Source organism: Micromonospora sp. ZG13 (assembly GCF_059359355.1).
The window spans coordinates 59,174-81,969 of record NZ_JCADBQ010000014.1 but is presented as its reverse complement, the minus strand read 5'-3'; the positions used below and the strand labels follow the sequence as shown (position 1 = coordinate 81,969).

Sequence of the window (22,796 nt, the reverse complement as noted above, 5' to 3'; positions counted from 1 at the left end):
CGACGTGGACGAGGCAGTGGTGGTCACGGAGCTGGTCAAGCGGTACCAGCCCAACATGCCACCGGCGGTGGACGGACTGAGTTTCTCCGTCGGCGCCGGTGAGGTCTTCGGCCTGCTAGGGCCGAACGGCGCCGGCAAGACGACGACGATCGGGGTGCTGACCACACGGGTGCGGGCCACCTCGGGCCGGGCCCGGGTGTGCGGCGCCGACGTGATCGGCGCGCCCGCGGTCGCGCGGCAGTTGCTGGCGGTCGTACCGCAGCGGGTGAACCTGGACCGGGCGCTGACCGTCCGGCAGAACCTGCTGTTCCACGCGGCGTACCACCGCGTGCCCCGGGCGGAGCGCATCCGGCGGGCGGACGAGCTGCTGGATCAGATGGGGCTCAAGGACTTCGCGAACCACCGTACCGACTTCCTGTCCGGCGGCCTCGCCCAGCGCACGATGATCGCCCGCGCGCTGATGCACTCGCCCCGGGTGCTCTTCCTCGACGAGCCGTCCGCGGGCCTGGACCCGCAGTCCCGGCTCTTCGTGCACGACCGGATCGCCGAGCTGAAGCGGGCCGGGGTGACCGTGGTGGTCACCACGCACGACATGGACGAGGCGGAGAAGCTCTGCGACCGCGTCGGCATCGTCGACCACGGCAAGCTGCTCACCCTGGACACCCCGTCCGCGCTGACCCGCACGCTGCCGGGCAGCAGCACCCTGACCCTCGTGGTGACCCCCGGCGCCCCCGCCGAGGAGGTGCGGGCCGCGCTCGACGCGATCCCGGACGTGGAGCAGGTGGAGCACTTCAAGATGACCGCCCCGGCGCCCGTCGCCGCGCCGGCGTTCCCCGGCATGCCGGCGATGCCGATGCCCGCGCCGGCCCCCGACGCGCCCGTTGATCCGGACGCCCCGCTCTCCTTCCGGGTCTACACCAGCGGTCAGCCGGCCAACGCCATCCCGATGGCGATGAAGATCCTCGCCGACCTGGGCTGCGAGGTTCGTGACCTCAACATCGGCCAGCCCAGCCTGGAAGATGTCTTCATCCACCTGACCGGAAGGGAACTTCGGTGAGCGTCGCCGCCCCCGCCCCCCCGTCCGCGCCCTCGTCGGCCGCGGCGCCGCCGCCGGTGAGCGCGCTGGACCAGTTCGCCACGTTCCGCGCGGTGCTCTCGCGGGACCTGTTCGTCACCGGCCGTGAGCTGGTCGGCTTCCTGCTCCAGGTCTTCATCCAGCCGCTGTTCATGCTGCTGATCTTCGGCAAGGTGCTCAGCGATCTGGGCTATGCCAGCGACGACTTCTCCAACGTGCTGCTGCCCGGCGTCATCGCGCTGAACGCCTTCCTGATCGGGCTGGAGAACACCGCGCTGCCGATGATGATGGACTTCTCCTTCACCCGGGAGATCGAGGACCGCCTCCTGTCGCCCATGGCGATTCCGCTGGTGGCCCTGGAGAAGATCGTCTTCGGTGGCATCCGCGGCCTGATCGCCGGTGTGGTGCTGATCCCGGTCGGCATGCTCATGCTCGGTGTCACCTGGCCCTGGGCGGTCGTGCTCAAGGTGGTCGGGGTGTTGGCGATCGGCGCGCTGGTCGGTGCGGCGGTCGGCCTCGCCTTCGGCACGCTGGTGCCGACGCAGCACATCCAGATCATGTTCACCGTGGTGATGACCCCGATCATGTTCACCGGCGCGACCCAGTTCCCGCTGCTCGGCCTGGACTCGCTGCGCTGGTACCAGGTGATCTGCTCGCTCAACCCGCTCACCTACATCAGCGAGGCGACCCGGTCGCTCGTCGGCCCGCCCGGGGTCGAGTCGCTGCCGCTCTGGCTGTGCATGTGCGTCCTCACCGGGGTCTTCGTGGTGTTCTCGGCGATCGGCATGCGTGGCTTCATGCGCCGCGCCATGGACTGACCGACCAGGACCGACGCCAGACCTTCCCGTCCGTCGTACCACCCGAACGCCGATGGCCCGGGCCGCTCACGCGGCCCGGGCCATCGGCGTCGTGGTTTCGGGCGTCACGTCAATCGGCAGAAAACCCCATTCTCCGCGAGCGTCGTCGCGCCAACCGTGGCAGGCTGCATAGACGGCGGTAGTTCCTGGGCCCGACTGTCCCGGAGTGACCGGCCCTGTGTCAGGGGACCGCCGAACGTCGCCGAATCGATAAAGATCGATGACTGGCCCTGCCGCTGACTGGCCGGCTCCACGAACAGCCCGCCGGTGCGGCGTACTCCAGGGTCGGACGGCGCAGGTCGCCGCACAGGCGGGAAGGAGTGGCGGACGGTGCACATGACCGGAAACGACCGCGACCGAGCGGTGCTGGTCGTCGCCTACAACAGCGCGGGGATGTTCAACCCGTTGCTCACCATCGTGGGCGAGTTGAAGGCCCGGGGAGTCGGGAACGTCTGGTTCGCGTCGACCGAGGATCGCCGGGCAGACGTCGAGGGGCTGCGTGGGCCGGGTGAGGTCACCTTCGTCTCGCTCGGCCCGGCCCGGCCACAGTCGTCACCGGACACCTGGGACGACGCCACCTACCGGGCGCTGACCACCGGCGACCGTGCGACCAGCTTCGCCCGCTACCTCGACGTCAGCACCGACTACGACCACGTGCAGCAGCTCTACCGCCGCTGCCTGGACATCATCGACGAGGTCGGCCCGGCGGTGGCCGTGGTCGACAGCCTCGCCAGCTGGGCGATGGACGCCGCACAGACGCGGCGGCTGCCCTACGTGGTCAGCATCTCGCTGCCGCCGTCCAACTTCCTCCAGGAGCAGCTGCCGCCGCGCTACCCCGCTCCGTTCTCGGGACTGCCGCAGCAGATGACGCCCCGGCAGCAGGCGGCCAACACCGGCTTCCGTAACCGGCTGGTGCGGGCGCTGATGGAGCCGCAGCGGCTCCGCCGCAGCCTCGCCGCCGTGGCCAGCCGGAAGGCGGCCGGCATCCCCAACCCGGAGATGCGCCCGGCGGGCTACGTCGAGGCCGCCGAGGCCCTCATGGCGTACACGGTGTTCGGCTTCGAGTACCCGTTCGCCACCGCCCCGGAGAAGCTGCGGATGCTCGGCCCCGTGGTGCCCCGCGAGCTGTCGCCGGCCGACGACGACGAGCTGATGGGGTGGCTCGACGAGCACCCCTCGGTGGTCTACGTCGGGTTCGGCACCATCATGCGACTGTCGCAGGGGCAGGTGGACGCGATCGTCGAGGTCGCCGAGCGGCTCGGGCCCGAACACGCCGTGCTGTGGAAGGTGCCCGCACGCCAACGGCACCTCCTCCCGTCGGCGCGACGGCTGCCGGCCAACCTGCGGGTGGAGGCGTGGCTGCCGTCGCAGCTGCGGGTGCTGGCCCACCCGCAGGTGCGGGTCTTCTTCAACCACGGCGCCGCCAACGCCATCCACGAGGCCGCCCACTTCGCCGTACCGCAGCTGGTGATGCCGTTCTGGCTGGACTGCCCCGACGGCGCGGTGCGGGCGGTCGACAGCGGGGTGGCGCTCGCCGTCGAGCGCGCCGATTCGCTGAACGTCGAGGACGTCCTGGCCAAGCTCGGACGACTGCTGGGCGAGGAGACGTTCCGGGCGCGGGCGCGGCTGTGGAGCCGGCGGATGCGCCAGGCCGGCGGGGTCACCGCCGCCGCCGACCTCGTGCTGCGGCACCGCGACGCCGCGGCCGCCCGCCCGCCCGCCGGCCTGGCCGTCGGCTGAGCTTCTGGCTGCCGTACGCCGAAGGGGCGCGGTGGTCTGCTGCCACCGCGCCCCCTTCAACGCCCGTCAGGACGCGGCGCCCTGGGTCTCGTCGGCCAACGCCTCCGCGTACGCGACGAGCCGGGACGGCAGGTCAGTACGGCGCTTGACGTCCAGCTTGCGGTAGACCCGGGTCAGGTGCTGCTCGACCGTGCTCACCGTGATGAAGAGCTTGCTGGAGATCTGCCGGTTGGTGTGCCCCTGCGCGGCCAGCGCGGCGACCCGGCGTTCGGCGTCGCTCAGACCGTCGTCCGGCTCCTGCAACTCGGCGGCGGCCGGGTACGCCGGCAGCCCGCTGCCCGGCTCCCGGCGGATCAGCCGCTGGGCCAGCACCGACGCCCCGCAGTCCTGGGCGAGCTGGTAGGCCCGCCGCACGAGCAGGCGGGCGCGGGCCGAGTCCCCGGCGCGTTGCAACGTCTGGCCGGTGTCGCCGAGGGCCCGGACGAGTTCCAGCCGGTCGCCGCTGGACTGGAGCAGGTTGACCGCCTCGGAGAGCAGCTTGCGCCGGTGGTCCTGGGCGGCGGTGGTGGCGAGCAGGCGCAGCGTGCGGCCCCGGGTCCGGTCGTCGACCCCGTGCGGCACCCGCAGCTGCTCCTGGAGAAGCTGCGTGGCCTGCGTCTTGTTGCCGACGCTGAGCTGCACCCGGGCCAGCTCCAGCCGCCACGGCACCAGCCCGGCCGCGTCGATGCCCCAGGCGCGCATGAGTTCGCCGCAGCGCCGCAGGTCGGTGGTGGCGGCGTGCGGCCGCCGTACGGCGAGGTGGTGCCGGGCGCGGGCGGCCAGGTAGTGCAGGCCCAGCGGGGTGCGGAACATGCCGGGCGGGACCGGGTGGGCGAGCCACCGGTCGGCCTCGGAGAACCGGCCCGACTCGGTCGCGCAGGCGACCAGCGTGGCCAGCGGGCCGGCGACCGCCACCCCCCAGGCGGGGGCGGGCATGTCCTCCAGGGCCGCGCGGGCGTGGTGTTCGGCGCCGGGCAGGTCGCCGATCCGCAGCGCCGCCTCCGCCCGGATCGCCCGGATGACGGCCCGCCACCCCGGCGCGTGCTGGGCCGCCGGCCGGCCGAGCAGCACGTCCCCCCAGACCGCGGCCCGGTCGGAGCGACCCGTCCAGAGCAGCGCGAGCAGGGGAGCGGTCAGCAGGCCCAGCGCCCCGTCGTCCGTGTGGTGGCGCTGGAGGAGCTGCTCGGCGGTCGCCACGGTGTCGTTGTCCGCGGCCGGCGTCAGCGCGGTGCCGAGCACCGTCACCGCCTGGAGCAGCGGGCTGATCGCGGTCGGCGCGCTCGCCGCCCGGCTCCAGGTGCTCGGGGTCTCCCGCACGCTGGCCAGGTGGTCCGGGTGGGAGAGCGAGACCAGCAGCTGCATCATCCGCAGGCGACCGGGCAGGGAGCCGTTCTCCTCGTCGGACGGGAAGGCCGTGACCGCCTCGGTGGCCTCGTCCACCCGGCCCTGCCAGAGCAGGTAGGGCACGGCGGACAGGCCCGCGTCGGTGGACCAGCCGGCGGCCCGTGCCGTCTCCACGAGCTCGGTCAGCTGCCCGTTCACCGTCAACGGGTTGATCTGCCAACGCGCGCTGACCAGCATCTCGGTGGTGGCGGTCCGCTGCTGCTCGTCCACCGACGCCCGGGAGACCAGCCGCAGGCAGGCGGCGGCCACGTCGGGCCGGCCCGACGCCAACGCGTGCCCGGCGGCGTCCTGGAGCACGGGCACCATCCAGGGGGCACCCGCCGTGCCGGCGGCCACCAGGTGCTCGGCCACCACGCTCGGCTCCGCGCCGTGCTCGTGCAGCACCTCGGCGGCCCGCTGGTGCAGGCTGCGCCGTTCGTCGGCCGACATGTCGCCCAGGATCGAGCGCAGGATGCGCGGGTGGCGCAGCTCGTCGGACTCCATCAACCCCGAGGTACGCAACACCCGCACCGCCGGGACCGTGGACTCGGGCACCACGTCGAGGAGGTGACCGAGCAGGTCGACCGGCGCCGGCCGGTTGAGCACCGCCAGTGCCTGGGCCACTCGGCGTACGCCCGGCTCGTGCCGGTAGAGACAACCGAGCACGGCCTGGTCGAACGCGTCACCGACGGCCTGGCCGTAGTCGTCGCTCAGCCCGCCGCCGGCCCGCTCCTCGAGCAGCGCCCGGGTGAGCAGCGGGTTGCCGCCGGTCATCCGTACGCACCGCTCCGCCGTCCTGCGGGCGTCGGCGTCGTCGGCGTCGCCGCCGGCGAGCCGGGCGACCGCCTCCACGGTCAGCGGCGGCAGGCCGATCCGGGAGAAGTGCGGCTGGCTGAGCAGTTCGGCCCGGAACAGCGGGTGCGGCGGACGCAGCGTCGACGCCTCGGCGAGCACGAGCATGATGCGGGCGTGGCGCAGCCGGCGGGCCACGTAGAGGAGGCAGTGCAGCGAGGCCGGGTCCGCGTGGTGCACGTCGTCGACGGCGAGGACCAGGGGACCGGCGTTGGTCAGGTCGAGCAGGGCGGCGAAGAGCCCGTGCAGCAGCGGCGCCCAGGCCCGGTCGCCGTCGGCCGCCTCGCCGCCGGGCTCGGGCAGCGGTACGGCGAAGGTGGCGTCCCGCATCAGCTTCTCGATCCGGGCCGCCTCCTGCGGCGCGAGCCGTGCACTGTGGAACAGTTGGCCGACGACCCCCAGGTGCAGCCCGCGCTCCGCCCGGGAGCCCGCGGCGCTCATCACCTGTCCGCCGGCGCCCGCCGCCCACTCGCTGAACGACTCCAGCAGGCTCGTCTTGCCGCTTCCCACGGCGCCGGTGACCAGCGCGACGTGGCCGCGCTGCTGGTCCTCACAGGCCCGGAACGCGCGCCGGAGACGGGTCGTCTGTTCCTCTTGCTGCACCAACACCAGCGTGTCAGCCCTTCTCGTACGCGGCGACGGACCGGGAACCCCGGTGCTGTCGACGCCGCCTCCCCCTTGCCGGACAGCCGCCCCTGCACCCGCGTGTGCCGGGTAGGGGTGGAGCGCACCGGGCCGCCGTGCCGGGTGGACCTGGAAATCTTTCGCCGGACCGGGGTTTTCGCCGTACGGTCCGCGTGTTCAGGCGAGTCTGGCACCGGCGCGGGTGTGCGACAACGGGCGCGGGACCCCACCGTTTCGCGCACAAACCTGCGGCTCTCGAACGCATATAGGGGTTGCGCGAATCGCACTGAGGGGTGTCGGCGCCGGCCCGACGGGGGAGGTGGACACTCCGTGAGGGGCTGGTGTCGGGTGTGCAGCCTGATGGTGTCACACCGGGCTTCCCCACGCACCCCCGTCGGCACGGACAGTGGTGGGAGGTGGACGCGCGGCGACGGTCGCGGCGAAGGCTGTCGGGCGTCGCCCGGCCGGGCGTCAGGCGCCGGCAGAAGGGCGTACGCGCCGACGGCGCCAGGGATGAACGGCAGGTGAACGCCGACCCGATCCACGGTGAACGATCGGCGACGACCGACAGTCCGGTGTGGAGGGTCAGCGGCGGCCGACGGTGAGTGCCGCGGCGCCGGACCGACGGTGAGGGCCGCGGCGTCGAGCCGACGGTCTGGGTCGCAGCTTTGGGCAGCCGGCGACGGTGGCCGCCGCGGTGTCAGGCCGACGGCCGGGGTCGAACGCCGGGGTGCCTCAGCGCAGCCGAGGGCCGGGAGGCCGGCGCTCCGGGTCGAGCGAGCCGCGCGGCGGCGGATCCAGCAGCGTCGCGCCGGGCCGGCTCATCCGCAGCCGGCTGGCCAGCTCGCTGCGTGAGTTGACGTCCAGCTTCCGGTAGATGCGGGTCAGCCGCTGCTCGATCGCGCTGACCGTCAGGAAGAGCTTCTCGGCGATCTCGCGGTTGGTGTGGCCCTGGGCGACCAGGGCCGCCACCTTGGACTCCGCGTCGGTCAGCCCGTGCACCACGACCGTCGTGTCGCGGCGGCCCTCGGCCGCGCCGCTCCTGGCGGAGATGCCGAACCGCAGCATCGGGATGCCGCACTCCTCGGCGAGTTCCCGGGCCGAGCGCGACGCCACGCGGGCCTGCCGCCGGTCGCCGGCCTGCTGGTAGGCGTGGCCGAGGTCGGCCAGGTTGTGCGCCAGCTCCATCCGGTCGCCGCACTGCCGCAACAGCCGCACGGCGCTGCGCAGGTGCGGGATCCGGTCCGGCCCGTCCTCGGTGGCGGCCAGGACCCGCAGGGCGGCGGCCCGGTACCGGACGTGGACGGGCCGCAGCCGGGCCAACTCGTCGCGGACCAGCCGGCTGGCCTGTTGACGGCGGCCCATCCGCAGCAACGCCCGGGCGGACTCGGTGCGCCAGGGGATGAGGCCGGAGAAGTCGAGCCGCCAGCGGTTCATGAGCTGCCCGCAGAGCTGGAAGTCGGCCAGTGCGGCCTCCGGGCTGCCCGCGGCGAGGGCGTGCATTCCGCGGGCCTGCAGATAGTGCAGCCCGATCGGCGTCTCGAACATCGCCGGCGGGACCGGCGTCTGGAGGCAGGCCGCCGCCGCGTCGAGCTGGTCCATGAAGGTGAGGGCCCGGATCCGCACCGCCAGCGGTATCCCGATCACCACGCCCCAGCCCTTGGGCGAGAGCTGCCCCAGCGCCTCGTCGGCCAGCTTGTCGGCTCGGGAGAGGTCGCCGAGGCGTCCGGCGACGGTCGCCCGCAGGGCCGTGAGCATGGCCGACGGGGTGGGGTAGCGCGGGGCGGCGGGATCGCGGCCCAGCCGGTCGCACCAGTCGTCGGCGAGGTCCAGGCGATCCGCGTAGATGATGGCGATGAGGGCGCAGACGGCGGTCCACATGTTGCGTTCGTCGTCGAGCCCGGTGGTCGACAGCGTCCGCTCGGCCTGCTCGACCGCGCCGACGTCACCACGGTCGAGGACGGCCGACAACAGGGTGGCCCCCTCGACCCCGCGCTTGACCTTGGCCAGCGTCAGGGGGTCCCGTGCGGCCGTGGTGGGGGCGGGACGGTCGACCATCACGCCGGGGTAGAGGGTCGACATCCAGCCCGTGATGATGAGCAGTTCGGCGGCGGACCGCGGGTCGGCGCTGTCCGCCCGTTCGCTGAGGTGGTTGACCAGCGCGGCGGCCTCCTCGATCTCACCGTGCCAGAGGAGGTACTGGATGGGGCCGGCGGCCTGCTGGCTGCCGAGGTGCCCGGCACGGATGGCGCTGACGACGCCGATGAGGTGGGGGAGCGCGGCCTGCGGGTCGAGCCGCCACTCGGCACGGGCCAGCGCGGAACGGATCCGGGCCCGCAGGCATTCGCCGGCGCAGCCCCGGTGCGCACGGCGCAGGTACCGCAGGGCGGTCTCCACCTCGCCGTCGAGCAGCGCCTGCTCGCCGGCGTCCAGCAGGGTCTGCGCCATCCAGGGCTCGGCCAGCTCGTCGATCCCGACCAGGTGCGGCGCGACCCGGGCCGGCGCCGCGCCGTCGTCGTGCAGCAGGCAGGCCGCCTCCAGGTGCAGCCGTGCGCGTTCCTCGGCGGTCGTCCCGTCGATCACCGCCTGGCTGACCGCCGGGTGGCGCAACCCCTGCTCGGTGATCAGCCCGGCACTGGTCGAGTCGTCGATCGCGCCCAGCGCGGCCCGCGACCGGGCGTCGACGAGTTGCGGCAGCAGGTTGCCGTGCAGCGGTTCGCCGGTCACGGCGAGCACCCGGGCGGCGTTGAGCACCAGATGGTCGCAGCGGTACAGGCAGCTCAGCACCGCCTCCCGGAACGACTCGCCGACGGCGGGGTGGTCGGCGGGGCGGGGTGCCACGGCCTGGTCCTCGGCGAGCGCCTGGAGCAGCAGGGGATTGCCCCCGCTGATCCGGTGGCTCTCCGCGGCGATGGTCCGGGCGACCGGGACGCCGAGCCGCTGGGCGAGCAGATGGAACGTGCCGTCGGGGCTGAGCAGCGGCAGCCGGATGCGGTGCAGCCTCGCGGGTTGCAGCAGTTCGGCGTGCACGTCCGGCCGCCACGGCCTGGTACGCGGCGCCTCGGTCAGGACGATCAGCACGGGCAGGCCGGAGATCCTCCGGGCCACGTAGTCGAGGCAGCGCAGCGACGGCACGTCGGCGTGGTGGACGTCGTCGACGGCGATGACCAGCGGTTCCCGCGTGGTCATCTCGAGCAGGGCGCCACCGATGGCGGCGGTGGTCAGAGCCGTGCCCTCGTCGTCGGTGTCGTCGGCGTCCGCCCAGGCGAGGGCGCCCTCGTCCAGCAGCCGCTCCAGCCGGGCCAGGGTGTCCGGGGTGCCGGCCCCGCTCAACGGCGCCGCCCGGACGAGTTGTCGGACGACTTCCAGCGGCACGGTGCGTTCGGCGCGGGACGCACTCGCGCCGAGGACGCGTGCTCCGGAGTCACAGGCCCGCCGGGCGAAGGTCTGCAACAGCGTGGTCTTACCGACGCCGACCGGACCGGTCAGCACGGTCACCGTCCGGTTCGTCGACGCGTTCCCACCCCGGAACAGGTCCGCGAGCCGGCCTTCCAGCAGGCTCAGCTGGCACGACCGCTCGGTCAGCTCCATCGCCGTGGCCTCCGAGGGAGCGCGCGGTCCGCGGTCACCGAACGGGCCGCCCGACCTGCGCGGCCCGGGAGCTCGACGAAATCGGAGACCGGCAATTCTTGACCCAATCCATTATTAGCAAATATAGACGACCATCGAACATGGCTGGCAAACATCGATCGACTTGACCGGCCGGCGACTTCGAGTCGCGCCCTTGTCGACCTCGGCGATAATTCCCCAGCCTCTCGGGTCGGCCTCCCCCTATCGACCACCGTGATGGTGGGAGTATGGCAGTTCGGCAATTGGGCGGCAAGCCAAGGTTTGTAAAGGATGGGCAAACATCGGTTGCGGGCCAGCGCCGGCCCGAGCGCGCCTTCGGCGTCGGTCGACAACGGAAAGTCGCCGGGTGGCGTCGCAACGTGACAGAGCGCTCTCGTGACCCATTGGTTGCGCCTTTCTGGCCCGCTCGGCGATTGGCCGGCGCGGTTTCGCGTGCTAGGTGTGTCCGGTTTGCGGCGTCGCCCGCCGCCCCGGCGCGGCCGCGAGCTGTCCGCCCGTCGACATGGGGAATCGTGCAGTGTCGATGAGGTCGGCGATCCCGGTCCCGGTCACTGGGACGCAACTGCCGAGGCCAGCGCGTAGGTGCTGCTCAACTCAGGGTTGGTGCGGCCGGCGCCCGGGGTGCGCGCCCGGCCCGGGGCGGGTGCGTCGCACGTCCGGGCGGCTGCCGCCGGCGTGTCGGCTCCGCCGGGCCGGCCCGCCGCCGGGACGTTCCGCCCGGGTCTGGCGGCCGAAATTGGCGAGGATTCCCGAAATTGTTGCGGAGTGAAGCATCGGGTGCCCCGAAGTGCGACCGCGGACTGCCGGGGGGTGGGGTGGTGGATCGGGTGTGCCGCGAGTCGCGCGGGCGGCCGCCGATTCGGACGTTTGGGAAATTCAACGATTATGTTGTTAAAAAAGAATTATGCGGCCCAGGGTCCCCGATGGGGGGCGCCGGTGCGGGGCCGCTACCGGAAAGTGTTTGAGTATGAATGATAGACGTCAATGTCATGCCATGTTCGGGGTGTTGCCCGGAGAGGTCGCGGCCGATTCTGTTATTCAATGTCCGCAGATGCTGCGGCACCGTAGTCCGTCCATAGTGGCGGAGGCCGGAAAGGGTGGCCGCTCCGGCCGTCCCCGGAGCCGGAGCGAAATCCTGTCCTACCTGGGCCGTCGGCCCCGGCAGGGGACCGGGGCGCGGTGGCTAGGGGTTGTGCCGGACGATTGCCCGGCCTAATTTCGGGGCACCCGTTTCCAACATCGGGATAGCCGGATATGGGGCCGTGCCGGTCCCATGACCTGAAGGGCTCTGTGGCCGTCGTGATGTCCCAGCCGCTGCCGCGACTCGTTGACGCCCTCCGCAGGGGATAGCGGAGATGACACTGCTGCCGGCGCTGCGGGGATTCGGCGCGGATCGGGCCGACGCGGTGCGGGTGGCCGACCGTACGCTCTCCAGCGAGGCCCTGCTCGGCTGCGTCACCGCCGTCGCCGACCGGATCCGGGGCGCGGATGCCGTCGCGGTCGACGGCACGCCGACCCTGGAGACGGTGGTCGGCATGCTCGGCGCCCTCCACGCGGGCGTCCCGCTCGTGCCGCTGCCGCCCGATGCCGACGAGCGCGAGCGGCGCCGCATCCTTCGGCAGTCCGGGGCGACACTGTTCCTCGGCCGGGACCTGCCCGACACCCACCGGCTGCCCACGGTCCCGGTCGACCTGCGCCAGCGCTCGTCGACGCGGCACCCCGAGCCGTCGCCCGGCACCGACGCGGTCATCCTCTACACCGGCGGCGCCGGCGGGCCGCCGCGCGGCGTACGCATCTCGCGTCGCGCCATCGCCGCCGACCTCGACCTGCTGACCCAGGCGTGGCGGTGGTGCGAGGACGACGTGGTGGTCCAGGGCGCGCCGCTCTTCCGGGCGTACGGCCTGGTCGTCGGCCTGCTCGGCGCGCTGCGGGTCGGCAGCCGCTTCGTCCACCTCGACCGCCACGCCGCCGCGGGACCGGTCGGCACCATGTACCTGGCGATGCCCGAACAGTGGGCGAGGATCGCACTGAACAGCCGGTGGGCCCGGTCGCTGGCCGCGGCGCGCGTCCTGATCTCCGCCGACGCCCCCCTGCCCTCCGCCGTGGCCGAGCGCCTCCGGCTGCTGACCTCGCACTCACCGGTGCAGGCGTACGGCACCACGGAGACGCTCATCGCCCTGACCGGGCGGGCCGACGACCGCACCGCCGCCGGTGGCGTCGGCACCCCCCTGCCCGGCGTGCAGACCCGGGTGCTGGACCGCGAGGCCCGGCCGGTGCCGGCCGACGGTGAGTCGGTCGGCGAGCTGAGCGTCTGCGGCCCGACGCTGTTCAGCGGCTACGTCGGGGCCGGCCAGGGCTTTCCGGCCGGGCGCTGGCACGCCACCGGCGACCTGGCCAGCGTGGCCGCCGACGGCTCGTACCGGATCATCGGGCGGTGCGGGCTCGACGTGGTGCACAGCCGGGGCCGGCGGATGCACGCCGGGCAGATCGAGGAGGCGCTGCTGAGCCATCCCGGGGTCCGGGAGGCGGCCGTCGTCGGCACGCCGCACCACGCGCTCGGCGAGCAGGTCACCGCGTACGTCGTCGCGGAGGGGCTGACCGCGCAGATGCTCATCGACCACGTCGGCCGGTACCTCTCGGCCTGTCAACGACCCCGGCGGGTGCACTTCGTCGACGAGCTGCCGCGCAGCGCGCACGGCCGGATCAGGAAGTCCCTGCTGATCGCCGCCGGCTGAGCCGACCGCGTCGGGCGGGCGTCCACCCCGTCGGCCGCCGCGGTCAGCCCTCCACCCAGCCGTGCCGCCGGGCGAGGTCCAGCATGCGGGCGCGTACGGCCACGATCTGCGCCCCGGTCAGATCCGACACGGACGTCACCAGCGCCTCGGTGGTCTCGGCGTAGAAGGCCCGCTCGGAGAGCACGTCGCAGAGGCCCTCGTCGTCCTCGGCCCCGCCGGCGGCGTGTCCGCTGTCCCTGCCGCGCGCGCCGGTGACCGCCACGCCGGCCCGGGAGGGCGCCACCGCGCCGGCCGTCCCGTTGCGCTCCGCGACCGCGCCGACCACCCGCACCAGCACGGCCTTGGGGCCGCGGTCGGTCCCCACCGCCTCATACTCCACCGGGACGCCGGGCGTCAACGCCCACTTGTCGCCGTCCAGCATGTTCGCGTGCACGAACACGTCGTCGCTGCCGTCGTCCGGGGCGATGAACCCGTAGCCCCGCACCTCGTCGAACCGCACCACCTTGCCAGTGAGCATCGCTTTCCCGCATCCGTCCGACCCAAAATCCGCGTGCCCCGCCCGTGGGACCGGGGCCGCCCCAGACTGGCAGCCACCTGCGCGGCCCGGCACCCGTACCCGACCCCTATGGTGCACCGTACCGCCGACGCCGGGGCGGCGAGGGTCGCCGCACCGCCTAGCATCGGCGGACGTGATCGAGCAGATCCTGCCTCCCGCCGTGGCGGTGGCCGAAGCCTTCACTGACCCCACCGGCCTGACCCTGTTCCCCGAGGAGGAGGCGCTGGTGGCCCGGTCGGTGGAGAAGCGCCGCCGGGAGTTCACGACCGTGCGGCACTGCGCCCGGCTGGCCCTCGGTGAGCTGGGGTTCGACCCGGCGCCGATCATCTCCGGCGCCCGGGGCGCCCCGGTCTGGCCGGGCGGGGTGGTCGGCAGCATGACGCACTGCGACGGCTACCGGGCGGCGGTCCTCGGCCGTACGTCGGCGTTCGCCACCCTCGGCGTGGACGCCGAGCCGCACGCGCCGCTGCCCGAGGGGGTGCTCGACGCGATCGCCCTGCCGGCGGAGCGGACGCGCACCGTCGCGCTGTCGGCGGCCCGCCCCACCGTCTGCTGGGACCGCCTGCTGTTCAGCGCGAAGGAGTCGGTGTACAAGGCGTGGTTCCCGCTCACCGGCCGGTGGCTGGACTTCTCCGAGGCGGACATCGTGATCGATCCGGCCGGCACGTTCGAGGCCCGGCTGCTGGTGCCCGGCCCCGTGCTCGGCGGGACCCCGGTGACGGCCTTCGCCGGCAGGTTCCTCGTCGAGCGGGGACTGCTCGCCACCGCGATCAGCATCCCGGCCGCGCGCCCCTAGCCCGCCGTCAGCCTGCTCTTCTGCACCTTGCCGAGGGCGTTGCGGGGCAGCGCGTCGACCAGGCGTACCTCGCGTGGCCGCTTGTGCGCCGACAGGTGCCGGGCCACGAAGTCGATCAGCTCGGCGCCGTCCACCCCGTCGCCCACCACGTACGCGGTGACCTGCTGGCCGAGGTCGGGGTGCGGGACGCCCACCACGGCGGCCTCGCGGACACCGGGGTGCGCCAGGAGGGCGTCCTCCACCTCGCCGGCGCCGATCCGGTAGCCGCCGCTCTTGATCAGGTCGGTGGACGCCCGGCCGACGATCCGGTGCCAGCCGTCCGGGTCGACGGTGGCGACGTCCCCGGTGCGGAACCAGCCGTCCGGGGTGCGGCTGGCCGCGTCGGCGTCCGGGCGGTTGAGGTAGCCGTCGAACAGGGTGGGGCCGGCGACCTGGAGCTCGCCCATGGCCGCCCCGTCGGCGGGCAGGACGGCGCCGTCGTCGTCGACGAGCCGCGTACGCACCCCCGGCAGCGGCAGCCCGACGGTGCCCGGCCGACGCGGGCCGTCCGCCCGGGCGCTCACCGTGATCAGGGTCTCGGTCATCCCGTACCGCTCGACGACCCGGTGGCCGGTGAGGGCGGCGAGGTCCGCGAAGACGGCGGCCGGCAGCGCCGCGCTGCCCGAGACGAGCAGCCGCGCCGGGCGCAGCGCCCGTGCCGCGTCCGGGTCGGCGGCGATGCGGGACCAGACGGTCGGCACGCCGAAGTACATCGAGCCGGTGGCGGCGGCGTACCGGTCGGGACGCGGGCGGCCCACGTGGTGCAGCCCGCTGCCCAGCCGCAGCGGCCCGAGCACGCCGAGCACCAGCCCGTGCACGTGGAACAGCGGCAGGCCGTGCACCAGCAGGTCGTCCGGCGTCCACGCCCAGGCGTCGGCCAGCCCGTCCAGGCAGGCGGCGACCGCGCGGCGGGAGATCACGGCGCCCTTCGGGGCGCCGGTGGTGCCGCTGGTGTAGAGGATCACCGCGGTGCGGGCCGGGTCCGGTTCCGGGTGGACGGTGTCCGACCGGCGGGTCAGGTCGACGGACACGACCGTCCGGCCAGCGCCCTCGGCGCCGCGCGCCGCGCCGGCCGGGACCAGCAGCGCCGTCGACCCCGAGTCGCGCAGGATGTGGTCGCGCTCCATCGGACCGGCGTCCGGCGGGACCGGTACGACCGCCGCTCCGGCGGTGAGCGCGCCGACCACTCCGACCACTGTCTCCAGGGTCGCGGTGGCCTCGATGGCGACCCGGTCGACGCCGTGCAGCTCGTCGGCCACCGCGGCGGCCAGGCGGCGCAGCTCCACCCAGGACACCGCGCGGTCGTCGACCCGGACGGCGCCCGGGCGTTCGTCGGTGCCCTTCGTCAGCCAGCTCAGCAGCGGCATGGTGCGATCCCTCTCCAGCGGCTCGGACCCGGGCCGGCGCGGCCTGCCGCGCCGGCACCGGACGACGGGCGCCCCGGACGCCGGTAGGGTCGGTGCGACGCCGGCGGATCCGGGCGCGTACGCCGCGCCGGCGGGCCCGGGACGACGTCCTGACCGTAGTCGGGGCTCCCCGGGGCCTGCCACCCCTACGGGCGCGGGCGGCGTCGGACGGGAGGTGGCACCGGTGGCCGTGGACGCGACACCGTGGGCGGCGGCACCCGACGGCGTGCGGGCCGTCGTGCTCGACCTCGACGGGGTGCTGGTCGACAGCCTCGCCGTGGCCCGGGAGGCGTTCGCCCTCGCGTACGCCGAGGTGGTCGGCGACGGCGTGGCCCCGGTCGAGGAGTACTGCCGCCACCCCGGCCGGTACCTGCCGGAGGTGCTGGAGCTGATGGGCCTGCCGGCGGCGCTGGCCGGGCCGTTCGTGCGGGAGAGCAACCGCCTCGCGCACCGCGTCACCCCGGTCGAGGGGGTGCCGGAGCTGCTCGGCACGCTGCGTCGGCGGGGGATCGGGCTGGCCGTGGCCACCGGCCGCAGCGGAGTCCGCGCCCGGGACCTGCTCGGCCGGCTCGACCTGCTGCCGCTCGTCGACCACGTGGTGGGCTCGGACGAGGTGCCCCGGCCGAAGCCCGCGCCCGACATCGTGCGGCGGGCGCTGCGCCTGCTCGGGGCCCGCCCGGGCGAGGCGCTGATGGTCGGCGACGCGCCCAGCGACCTGGCCAGCGCGCGGGCGGCCGGCGTGATGGCGGTCGCCGCGTTGTGGGGCGAGTCCGACGAGGAGACCCTGCGCGCCGCCGGCCCGGACGTCGTCCTGACCCGGCTCGACGAGCTGCTGCCGATCTGCCCGGCCCGGCGGTGACCGGCCCCGCACGGACCGGGTCTGGACGCCGCGTGTCCCGATTCCCGCGTCCGGCCGGCGGTGACGGGCCCGCGCCGACCGGACACCTGCGGTAACCGGTCGGCACCCCTGCCTCCGGGGCGCGTGCGCGGCCGGTACCCCTGTCCCGCGCCGGTTCCCGGTCGGACACCCCCGATTTGTCAACTGATCAGTTGATTGGCGCATCGGTTGGCCGGATGATGTCGGGCGTCGGTCGGCCTGGTGCCGGCCGGCACCGGCCCGTTCCCGCAAGCCGACGCCGCGATCAGCCGAGGGGTCCCGCCCTTCTCGACGGCAACCCGCACGTGAAGGAGGACCACCCCCCATGCCGGTCATCGAAGTCGATCATCTGCAGAAACGGTACGGCGAGAAGATCGCGGTCGACGACGTCTCCTTCACGGTGGAACAGGGCGAGATCTTCGGCGTGCTCGGCCCGAACGGGGCCGGCAAGACGACCACGGTCGAGTGCGTGCAGGGCCTGCGCCGCGCCGACGGCGGCACCATCCGGGTGCTCGGGCTCGACCCGATCCGCGACCGCACCGAGGTGCGGCAGCGCGTCGGCGCCCAGCTCCAGGAGAGCCAGCTGCCCGACAAGGTGCGGGTGTGGGAGGCGCTGGACCTGTACCGGTCCTTCTACCGCAACCGGGCCGACATCGACGAGCTGCTGACGGACCTCGGCCTGGCCGAGCAGCGCAACACGTACTTCCAGAAGCTCTCGGGCGGGCAGAAGCAGCGCCTGTCGGTGGCCCTGGCGCTGGTCGGCAGGCCGGAGGTCGCCATCCTCGACGAGCTGACCACCGGCCTGGACCCGCAGGGCCGCCGGGACACCTGGGACCTGGTCGAACGGATCCGCGACCGGGGCGTCACCGTCGTGCTGGTCACCCACTTCATGGAGGAGGCGCAACGCCTCTGCGACCGGCTCGCGATCATCGACAAGGGGCGGGTGGTGGCCATCGACAGCCCCGCCGGCCTGCTCACCCGGGTCGGCTCCGAGCACCGGGTGCACTTCCGTCCCGCCGAGCCCGTCGAGGACGCCCTGCTGCTCGCGTCGCCCGACGTGACGGGGGTGTCGCGCTACCGCGACGAGGTGACGGTGACCGGCACGAAGGACGTGCTCCAGGCGGTCATGTCCGTGCTCAACGGGCGCGGGATCGGCTACGACGCGCTGCGGGTCGAGCAACCCACCCTCGACGACGCGTTCGTCTCCCTCACCGGCCGCTCGGGCCGGACCGCCGCGCAGTCCCCGACCGACGGGAGGTCGTCGTGAGCGCCCTGGCCAAGCTGATCGCCGTCGAGACGAAGCTGTTCCTGCGGGAACCGGTGTCGTTGTTCTTCGTCTTCGCCCTGCCGATCGGCCTGATGCTCGTCTTCGGGCTGCCGCAGCGCGCCGGTACGGCCGCCGACACCGGGCAGCACGCCGAGCAGACCTTCCTGCCGTCGCTCGCTCTGGCCCTCACCATCGGCATGCTCGCGCTCTTCACCCTGCCGATGGCGCTCGGCATCTACCGGGAGCGCCGAGTGCTGCGCCGCCTGGCGACCACCCCGGTGCAGCCCAGCCTCCTGCTGGTGGCCCAGGTGGTGGTCAACCTGGTGATGGGCGTCCTCGGCGCGGTGGTCACCGCGATCGCCGTACGGTTCCTGCTGGACCAGCCGGCACCGGCCAACCTGCCCGGGTTCGTGCTGGCCTTCCTGCTCGGGGTGGCGTGCCTCTTCGCCGTCGGCCTGCTGATCGCGGCGCTCGCGCCGTCGGCCAGGGCGGCGCAGTCCATCGGCCCGGCGCTGTTCTTCCCGCTGCTCTTCCTGGCCGGCGCCTGGCTGCCGCGCGACCGGATGCCGGCCGCCCTGGCCGCCATCGCCGACTACTCGCCGCTGGGCGCCACGGTGGACACCCTCGGCGCGGCGTGGGCGGGCGCGAACCCGGAGCTGCCGCAGCTGATCGCCCTGGCGGTGACGGCCGTGGTCGGTTCCGTAGCGGCCACCCGGTTCTTCCGCTGGGAGTGATCCCCCGCACCGTCGTGGTCGGTACGGGGGACATCGTCGCTGCCCAGGGCCGTTCCTAGGGGTGACCTAAGGGTGTCGGGCGAATGTGATCTGGATTACGTTCGGAGCAGAACGGGCGGCCGGTGACCGGACAAGGACGTTCGACCGCGAAGCGTCCGTTCACCCGGCAACGGGTGTCGTCAGACCTGTGTGGACGCCGCCGCACCACGCGGCGGCCCGTCCAAGGTGTGCGGAATGCGACGGAGGTCGTGCCATGAAGGACGTTTCGCAAGCTGATCCGGTCACCCGGGACGCCGCCGGCGTCATCGACGTCGTCCTGGAGGGCGGCCCCGTCGACCTGCCGGCGGATCTGCGCAGCCGCCGGGTGGCCAGGGCGGAGGAGAAGATCAAGGTCCTGCACTACGGCGGGTACGAGCACTTCGAACGGGGCGCCGCCCCGGGGGCGCTCGACCTTCCGGTGGTCTTCCGCTGGACCGGCCGGACCCGGATCGCCGAGTAGGGAAGGGCGCAGCAGTCTCATGAGGGCACAGGACCACCGGCCGGGGCCGCACCTGACGGTCAGCGACACGAACGAAGCCATCGCCTTCTACACGGACGTCTTCGACGCCGTCGCGATCCAACGGGAGTGTCTGCTCGACGGGCGCGTCCTGCACGCGGAGCTGGCCGTCGGCGGCCACCGTCTGACCGTCAGCGAGTGGTACGAGGCGGGCACGGCGTCGGCGGTGGAGAGCCGTGACGACGTGCTGACCATCGAGCGGACGGACCCCGAGTCGGTGCTGCGGCGGGCGGTGGCCGCCGGTGCCCGCGTCGAGACGCCGGCGGACCCGTCGCGCCAGGTGACGCTCCGCGATCCCGCCGGCCTGTGCTGGGCCGTCGTGGGTCCGCAGCGGGCGGCGTAGGCGAGCTTCCACGCCCGCCGCCGCGGTGGGCCGAGACCGTGACAGGGCCCGCGCACCTAGCGCGGGCCCTGCTCGCTGGCACCGTCCCCCGCGCCGACCTCACCCCCGCACCCGCGCCCGGTGGGCGTTGCGGGTGCGTACGGCGAAGAAGAGCGCCGCGGCCCGGCGGACGTCCCCCGGGCGGCGCGGGTCCGTGGCGATCCCGTGCAGCAGGTCCCGGTCGGCCCGCTCCGCCGCCAGCGTCGTCAACAACGAGAAGCACTCCCGCGCGCCGTCGCGGCCGGCAGGACCGTCCGGGCCGGCGGACCAGTGGGCGAGCAGCGCCGCCAGCACGTCCGCCCGGAACGACGGCGTGCCGGCCCCGGCGGTGCCCCGGCCGGCGAGCAGGTGCCCCGCGGCGATCGCCCCGTCGGGTCGCGTCAGCCGGGCGCGCAGGAAGGCCGGCGCGACGGCCGCCCGGCTGATCGCCTGCAACGCCACGAACCGCGCCGAGCCCGTGTTCATCAGCGTCACCCACTCGTCCGGCCGCCAGTCGCGGGCGAGCGGCCCGGCCGCCAGGTACTCCACCAGGCTGGGCCAGACCGAGGTCAGGGCGTGCCGGTCGGCACGGAAGAGATCGGTGGCGAGCAGGATCTGGCGTACGCGCGCGGGCCAGTCGGGCAGCACCGTCGCGGGGGGAGCCGGGGCGTGCGCCGCCGACCAGTCGACGACCGCCGCCACCGGATCGCCCCCGGCGACGGCGGCGGTGGCCGCCACCTCGACCAGATCCGTGTGCCGGGTGTCCAACCAGGCGGCGACCGCCTCGCCCCCGGCCGGGTGGCGGCGCAGCGCCTCGCAGGCGGCGTCGAGGCTGTCCCGGCCGCCGCGCAGCAGGGCGCGGACGAACTCGTCGAGCAGGGCGGCCGGGCCGGGCTGCGTGGCCGCCCCCGCCTGCCCACCCTCCCAGACCAGCACCGCGATGGTGGCGGTGAGCGGATTGTGCACCGGGTCGGTGATGCGCTGCGCGTGCGTCCAGTCCAGGAACCTGCGGGCGGCGTCGCCGTCGGGGAACCAGCGGGCCGCCAGCAACGCCACGTCGGCGTCGGTGAAGTGCGCGAGGTGGTACGCCGGGTAGCCGTCGCCCAGCACGGCCAGCTCGTCCTCGGCCAGGTGCCGGGTGGTCACCAGGAGCCGCCAGGGCCGCGGCGCACCGGCCGGGCCGGGGGAGCGGGCCAGCTCCGCGAGGCGGTTGAGGACGACGGCCCGCTCGTCCGGGTCGGCGACGGCGTCCAGCGCGTCGACGCAGACCAGCCACCGCCGGCCGGGGACGGGTGGTCGCTCGACGTCGATCGGCGCGCCCTCCCCGGGGTACGCCTCGGCGAGCGCGGCGGGCAGCGGCTGGTGCACCAGGGCGGACGCCGGCAGGCTCACCAGCACCGGCCCGGGCGGACAGCGCCGCCGCCGGCCGCGCCCGGCCAGCCACCGCCGCGCCGACCGGGCGCTCTCGTAGCGTACGAGCGCCGTCTTGCCACTGCCCGGCTCCCCGATCAGCAGCACGTTGCCGCCGCCGGTGAGCAGGTCCGCGACGTCCACGCCGTCGCCGGACGGCGTGAGCCGCGGCACCGCCCGGCGCGGCACGTACACCTCGGACAACGGCTTGACGTAGCCCCCGAAGCGGTGCGGATGGACGATGCCGGCGTCCGCCTCGCCGCGCCAGACCGGGCGCAGCGAGGCCCACCAGCCGCGCCGGCCCCGGGCGTGGCGGTGCAGGGCGACGCCCGCGGTGGCGAGCGCGGTGGCGAGCGCCACCGTGCCGCTGACGACGCTGGCGACCTTGTCGGAGACGTCCAGGTCCATCGGCGCTCAGGACCGGCCGGCGCCGGGCCGGTCGGCCGACAGGTGGTGCGCGCCGCACCCCTCGCAGTACGCGCCGGTCTGCTCCTCGTCGCAGTGCCGCCACGGGGCGGGCGGGCCGGTCGGCGCGGCCCGCTGCGCCGGCGGCTCCTGCGGCCCCCACCGCGACGTCTGGTGGGCCACCACCAGGGAGGACTGGGTGAGGCGAACGTCGACGTCGGGCTTGAGCCGGACCCGGCCCCCGGCGGCGTCCAGGACGTCCACGACGCGGGCGAGCAGGGCGACGTCGTCGTCGCGGCCCGTGGCGTGGGCGAGCGCCACCGCGCGCCCGAGGTGCTCCTCGGCCTCCGGCACCCGCCCCGCCCGGGCGGCCGACAGCCCCCGCTGGACCGCCGCCGCGTAGTCCTGCTGGCGGGTGTAGTACGCCACGCTCTCGTTGATCTCCGAGTACCGCAGGGCGTCCTCGGTCCACTCCACGGTGAGCGGCGCCTCGACGGGCGCGGCGTCGGCACCGGCGTGCACGCTCAACCAGCCGACGCGCCGCCGCGCCCCGGGCGCCATCGCGTCGACCTCCAGGGCGACGTGGTAGTCGCGCTGGTCGTGCGGGCTCCACGCGCCGACGGGGTAGTCGGTGGACAGCTCGCCGGCCGGCTCGCCGCGCCCGCTCAGGTCGGCGAGCGCCGGGTGCACCTGCTTGACGAAGCGGACCCGGGCCAGCCCGGTGGTGCGTACGCGCAGCCGCACGTCGGGGACCCGCCGGGACATCGCCCGGCCCAGCACCGCCCGGAAGTCGTCGGCGAGCCCGGTGAGGTCCTCCACCGGCACGACGGGGTTGGCGCCGAGCGCCTCCGCGATGCCCAGCAGCTCCGCCGCGTCCCAGTCGTGTACGCCGTCGGCGGAGCCGATGGCGCGGCAGTCGACGGTGAACCGGCCCACGCAGTCGTCCACCGCAGCCCGCAGGTCGGCGGGGCGCTGGGATTCGTTGCGCCCGTCCGTGAGCAGGATGACGTGCCCGATCGCGTCCGGTCGCGTCGCCAGCAGCTGGCGGGCCAGCAGCAGCCACGTGCCGATGGCCGTGCCGCCGTGCGGGGTGACGTGCCGCAGCGCCCTGCGGGCGGCGGCGCGGGTGCTCTCGTCGGCTACCGCCAGCCGCCGGTCGCCCGGGTAGACCATGGTGGCGTGCCCGGTGCCGGACACCACCGCGAACGCCACCCCGTCCGGCAGGGCGTCGACGGCCGCCAGGGTGGCCTGCCGGGCGGCGCGCATCTTGGCCTGCGGCGCCCCCATCGAGCCCGACGAGTCGAGCAGGATCACCTCGGCCAGGTCGCCGTGCCGGACGTCCGGGTGGGCCGGTTCCTCGCCCCGGACGGTGGCGACGACGTCGAGCACCGCCCCGTCGGCGGGGACGCACTCGGTGTGGTGCACGCGCAGCCGCAGCGGCAGGTCGTTCACGG

16 protein-coding genes are annotated in these 22,796 nt (G+C 74.4%); 10 read left to right on the top strand and 6 right to left on the bottom strand.

Annotated features, from left to right (window positions below):
• The first annotated feature begins 4 nt into the window (after positions 1-4).
• The 3 genes from AC5L34_RS23970 to AC5L34_RS23960 all read left to right on the top strand — a co-directional run bounded on the left by AC5L34_RS23970 (position 5) and on the right by AC5L34_RS23960 (position 3,672).
• Positions 5-1,057, top strand: coding sequence for an ABC transporter ATP-binding protein (locus tag AC5L34_RS23970; RefSeq protein ID WP_441176991.1), 1,053 nt, complete (start codon positions 5-7; stop codon positions 1,055-1,057).
• Complete coding sequence (locus AC5L34_RS23965; RefSeq protein WP_089000778.1) at positions 1,054-1,893, top strand: ABC transporter permease; 840 nt, start codon at positions 1,054-1,056, stop codon at positions 1,891-1,893. The genes AC5L34_RS23970 and AC5L34_RS23965 overlap by 4 nt, the downstream gene beginning before the upstream one ends.
• A gap of 375 nt (positions 1,894-2,268) precedes the next feature.
• Positions 2,269-3,672, top strand: coding sequence for a glycosyltransferase (locus AC5L34_RS23960; RefSeq protein WP_494827064.1), 1,404 nt, complete (start codon positions 2,269-2,271; stop codon positions 3,670-3,672).
• A gap of 66 nt (positions 3,673-3,738) precedes the next feature.
• On the opposite strand, the gene AC5L34_RS23955 is transcribed toward AC5L34_RS23960, so the two are convergent.
• The gene (locus AC5L34_RS23955; RefSeq protein ID WP_441176989.1) at positions 3,739-6,549 is read right to left on the bottom strand and encodes a helix-turn-helix transcriptional regulator; all 2,811 of its coding nucleotides are present in this window, start codon (positions 6,547-6,549) and stop codon (positions 3,739-3,741) included.
• Between the two features lie 756 nt (positions 6,550-7,305).
• Positions 7,306-10,161 carry an AAA family ATPase gene (locus AC5L34_RS23950; protein WP_494827063.1) on the bottom strand — a complete coding sequence of 952 codons (2,856 nt, stop codon included), beginning with the start codon at positions 10,159-10,161 and terminating at the stop codon, positions 7,306-7,308.
• Between the two features lie 1,394 nt (positions 10,162-11,555).
• Between AC5L34_RS23950 and AC5L34_RS23945 the strand changes: the two genes are divergently transcribed.
• Positions 11,556-12,935: an AMP-binding protein gene (locus AC5L34_RS23945; RefSeq protein ID WP_494827061.1), complete on the top strand. Its 1,380-nt coding sequence runs from the start codon at positions 11,556-11,558 to the stop codon at positions 12,933-12,935.
• A 43-nt stretch (positions 12,936-12,978) separates the two neighbouring features.
• Here the strand turns inward: AC5L34_RS23945 and AC5L34_RS23940 are convergent, their stop codons facing one another.
• On the bottom strand, positions 12,979-13,452 hold the full coding sequence (locus tag AC5L34_RS23940; RefSeq protein ID WP_358168420.1) for a cold-shock protein: 474 nt from the start codon (positions 13,450-13,452) through the stop codon (positions 12,979-12,981).
• 172 nt (positions 13,453-13,624) lie between these two features.
• Between AC5L34_RS23940 and AC5L34_RS23935 the strand changes: the two genes are divergently transcribed.
• On the top strand, positions 13,625-14,287 hold the full coding sequence (locus AC5L34_RS23935; protein WP_494827059.1) for a 4'-phosphopantetheinyl transferase family protein: 663 nt from the start codon (positions 13,625-13,627) through the stop codon (positions 14,285-14,287).
• Here the strand turns inward: AC5L34_RS23935 and AC5L34_RS23930 are convergent.
• On the bottom strand, positions 14,284-15,693 hold the full coding sequence (locus tag AC5L34_RS23930; RefSeq protein ID WP_441176985.1) for an acyl-CoA synthetase: 1,410 nt from the start codon (positions 15,691-15,693) through the stop codon (positions 14,284-14,286). The genes AC5L34_RS23935 and AC5L34_RS23930 overlap by 4 nt on opposite strands.
• Before the next feature lie 223 nt (positions 15,694-15,916).
• Here AC5L34_RS23930 and AC5L34_RS23925 point away from each other — a divergent pair, with 223 nt between their 5' ends.
• The 5 genes from AC5L34_RS23925 (at position 15,917) to AC5L34_RS23905 (ending at position 19,509) form a co-directional block, all read left to right on the top strand.
• A complete protein-coding gene (locus AC5L34_RS23925) occupies positions 15,917-16,591 on the top strand; it encodes an HAD-IA family hydrolase (protein WP_441176984.1) in 675 nt (224 codons plus the stop codon).
• 343 nt (positions 16,592-16,934) lie between these two features.
• Positions 16,935-17,876, top strand: coding sequence for an ABC transporter ATP-binding protein (locus AC5L34_RS23920; protein WP_101409437.1), 942 nt, complete (start codon positions 16,935-16,937; stop codon positions 17,874-17,876).
• Positions 17,873-18,610: an ABC transporter permease gene (locus tag AC5L34_RS23915; protein WP_494827057.1), complete on the top strand. Its 738-nt coding sequence runs from the start codon at positions 17,873-17,875 to the stop codon at positions 18,608-18,610. The genes AC5L34_RS23920 and AC5L34_RS23915 overlap by 4 nt, the downstream gene beginning before the upstream one ends.
• 253 nt (positions 18,611-18,863) lie before the next feature.
• Positions 18,864-19,109: a DUF5988 family protein gene (locus tag AC5L34_RS23910; RefSeq protein WP_101409439.1), complete on the top strand. Its 246-nt coding sequence runs from the start codon at positions 18,864-18,866 to the stop codon at positions 19,107-19,109.
• A 19-nt stretch (positions 19,110-19,128) separates the two neighbouring features.
• Positions 19,129-19,509 (top strand): VOC family protein, encoded by a 381-nt coding sequence (locus AC5L34_RS23905; protein WP_101409440.1) that lies wholly within the window; start codon positions 19,129-19,131, stop codon positions 19,507-19,509.
• A gap of 99 nt (positions 19,510-19,608) precedes the next feature.
• On the opposite strand, the gene AC5L34_RS23900 is transcribed toward AC5L34_RS23905, so the two are convergent.
• Positions 19,609-21,345: a hypothetical protein gene (locus AC5L34_RS23900; RefSeq protein ID WP_494827055.1), complete on the bottom strand. Its 1,737-nt coding sequence runs from the start codon at positions 21,343-21,345 to the stop codon at positions 19,609-19,611.
• 6 nt (positions 21,346-21,351) lie between these two features.
• Positions 21,352-22,794 carry a VWA domain-containing protein gene (locus AC5L34_RS23895; RefSeq protein ID WP_494827053.1) on the bottom strand — a complete coding sequence of 481 codons (1,443 nt, stop codon included), beginning with the start codon at positions 22,792-22,794 and terminating at the stop codon, positions 21,352-21,354.
• Between the last annotated feature and the right edge of the window lie 2 nt (positions 22,795-22,796).

What these genes read in the sequence shown, in the direction of transcription:
- AC5L34_RS23950 (WP_494827063.1), bottom strand. Translation starts at nt 10,161, where the DNA reads ATGGAGCTGACCGAGCGGTCGTGCCAGCTGAGCCTGCTGGAAGGCCGG.
- AC5L34_RS23900 (WP_494827055.1), bottom strand. Translation starts at nt 21,345, where the DNA reads ATGGACCTGGACGTCTCCGACAAGGTCGCCAGCGTCGTCAGCGGCACG.
- AC5L34_RS23910 (WP_101409439.1), top strand. Translation starts at nt 18,864, where the DNA reads ATGAAGGACGTTTCGCAAGCTGATCCGGTCACCCGGGACGCCGCCGGC.
- AC5L34_RS23905 (WP_101409440.1), top strand. Translation starts at nt 19,129, where the DNA reads ATGAGGGCACAGGACCACCGGCCGGGGCCGCACCTGACGGTCAGCGAC.
- AC5L34_RS23930 (WP_441176985.1), bottom strand. Translation starts at nt 15,693, where the DNA reads ATGCCGCTGCTGAGCTGGCTGACGAAGGGCACCGACGAACGCCCGGGC.
- AC5L34_RS23945 (WP_494827061.1), top strand. Translation starts at nt 11,556, where the DNA reads ATGACACTGCTGCCGGCGCTGCGGGGATTCGGCGCGGATCGGGCCGAC.
- AC5L34_RS23920 (WP_101409437.1), top strand. Translation starts at nt 16,935, where the DNA reads ATGCCGGTCATCGAAGTCGATCATCTGCAGAAACGGTACGGCGAGAAG.
- AC5L34_RS23960 (WP_494827064.1), top strand. Translation starts at nt 2,269, where the DNA reads ATGACCGGAAACGACCGCGACCGAGCGGTGCTGGTCGTCGCCTACAAC.
- AC5L34_RS23940 (WP_358168420.1), bottom strand. Translation starts at nt 13,452, where the DNA reads ATGCTCACTGGCAAGGTGGTGCGGTTCGACGAGGTGCGGGGCTACGGG.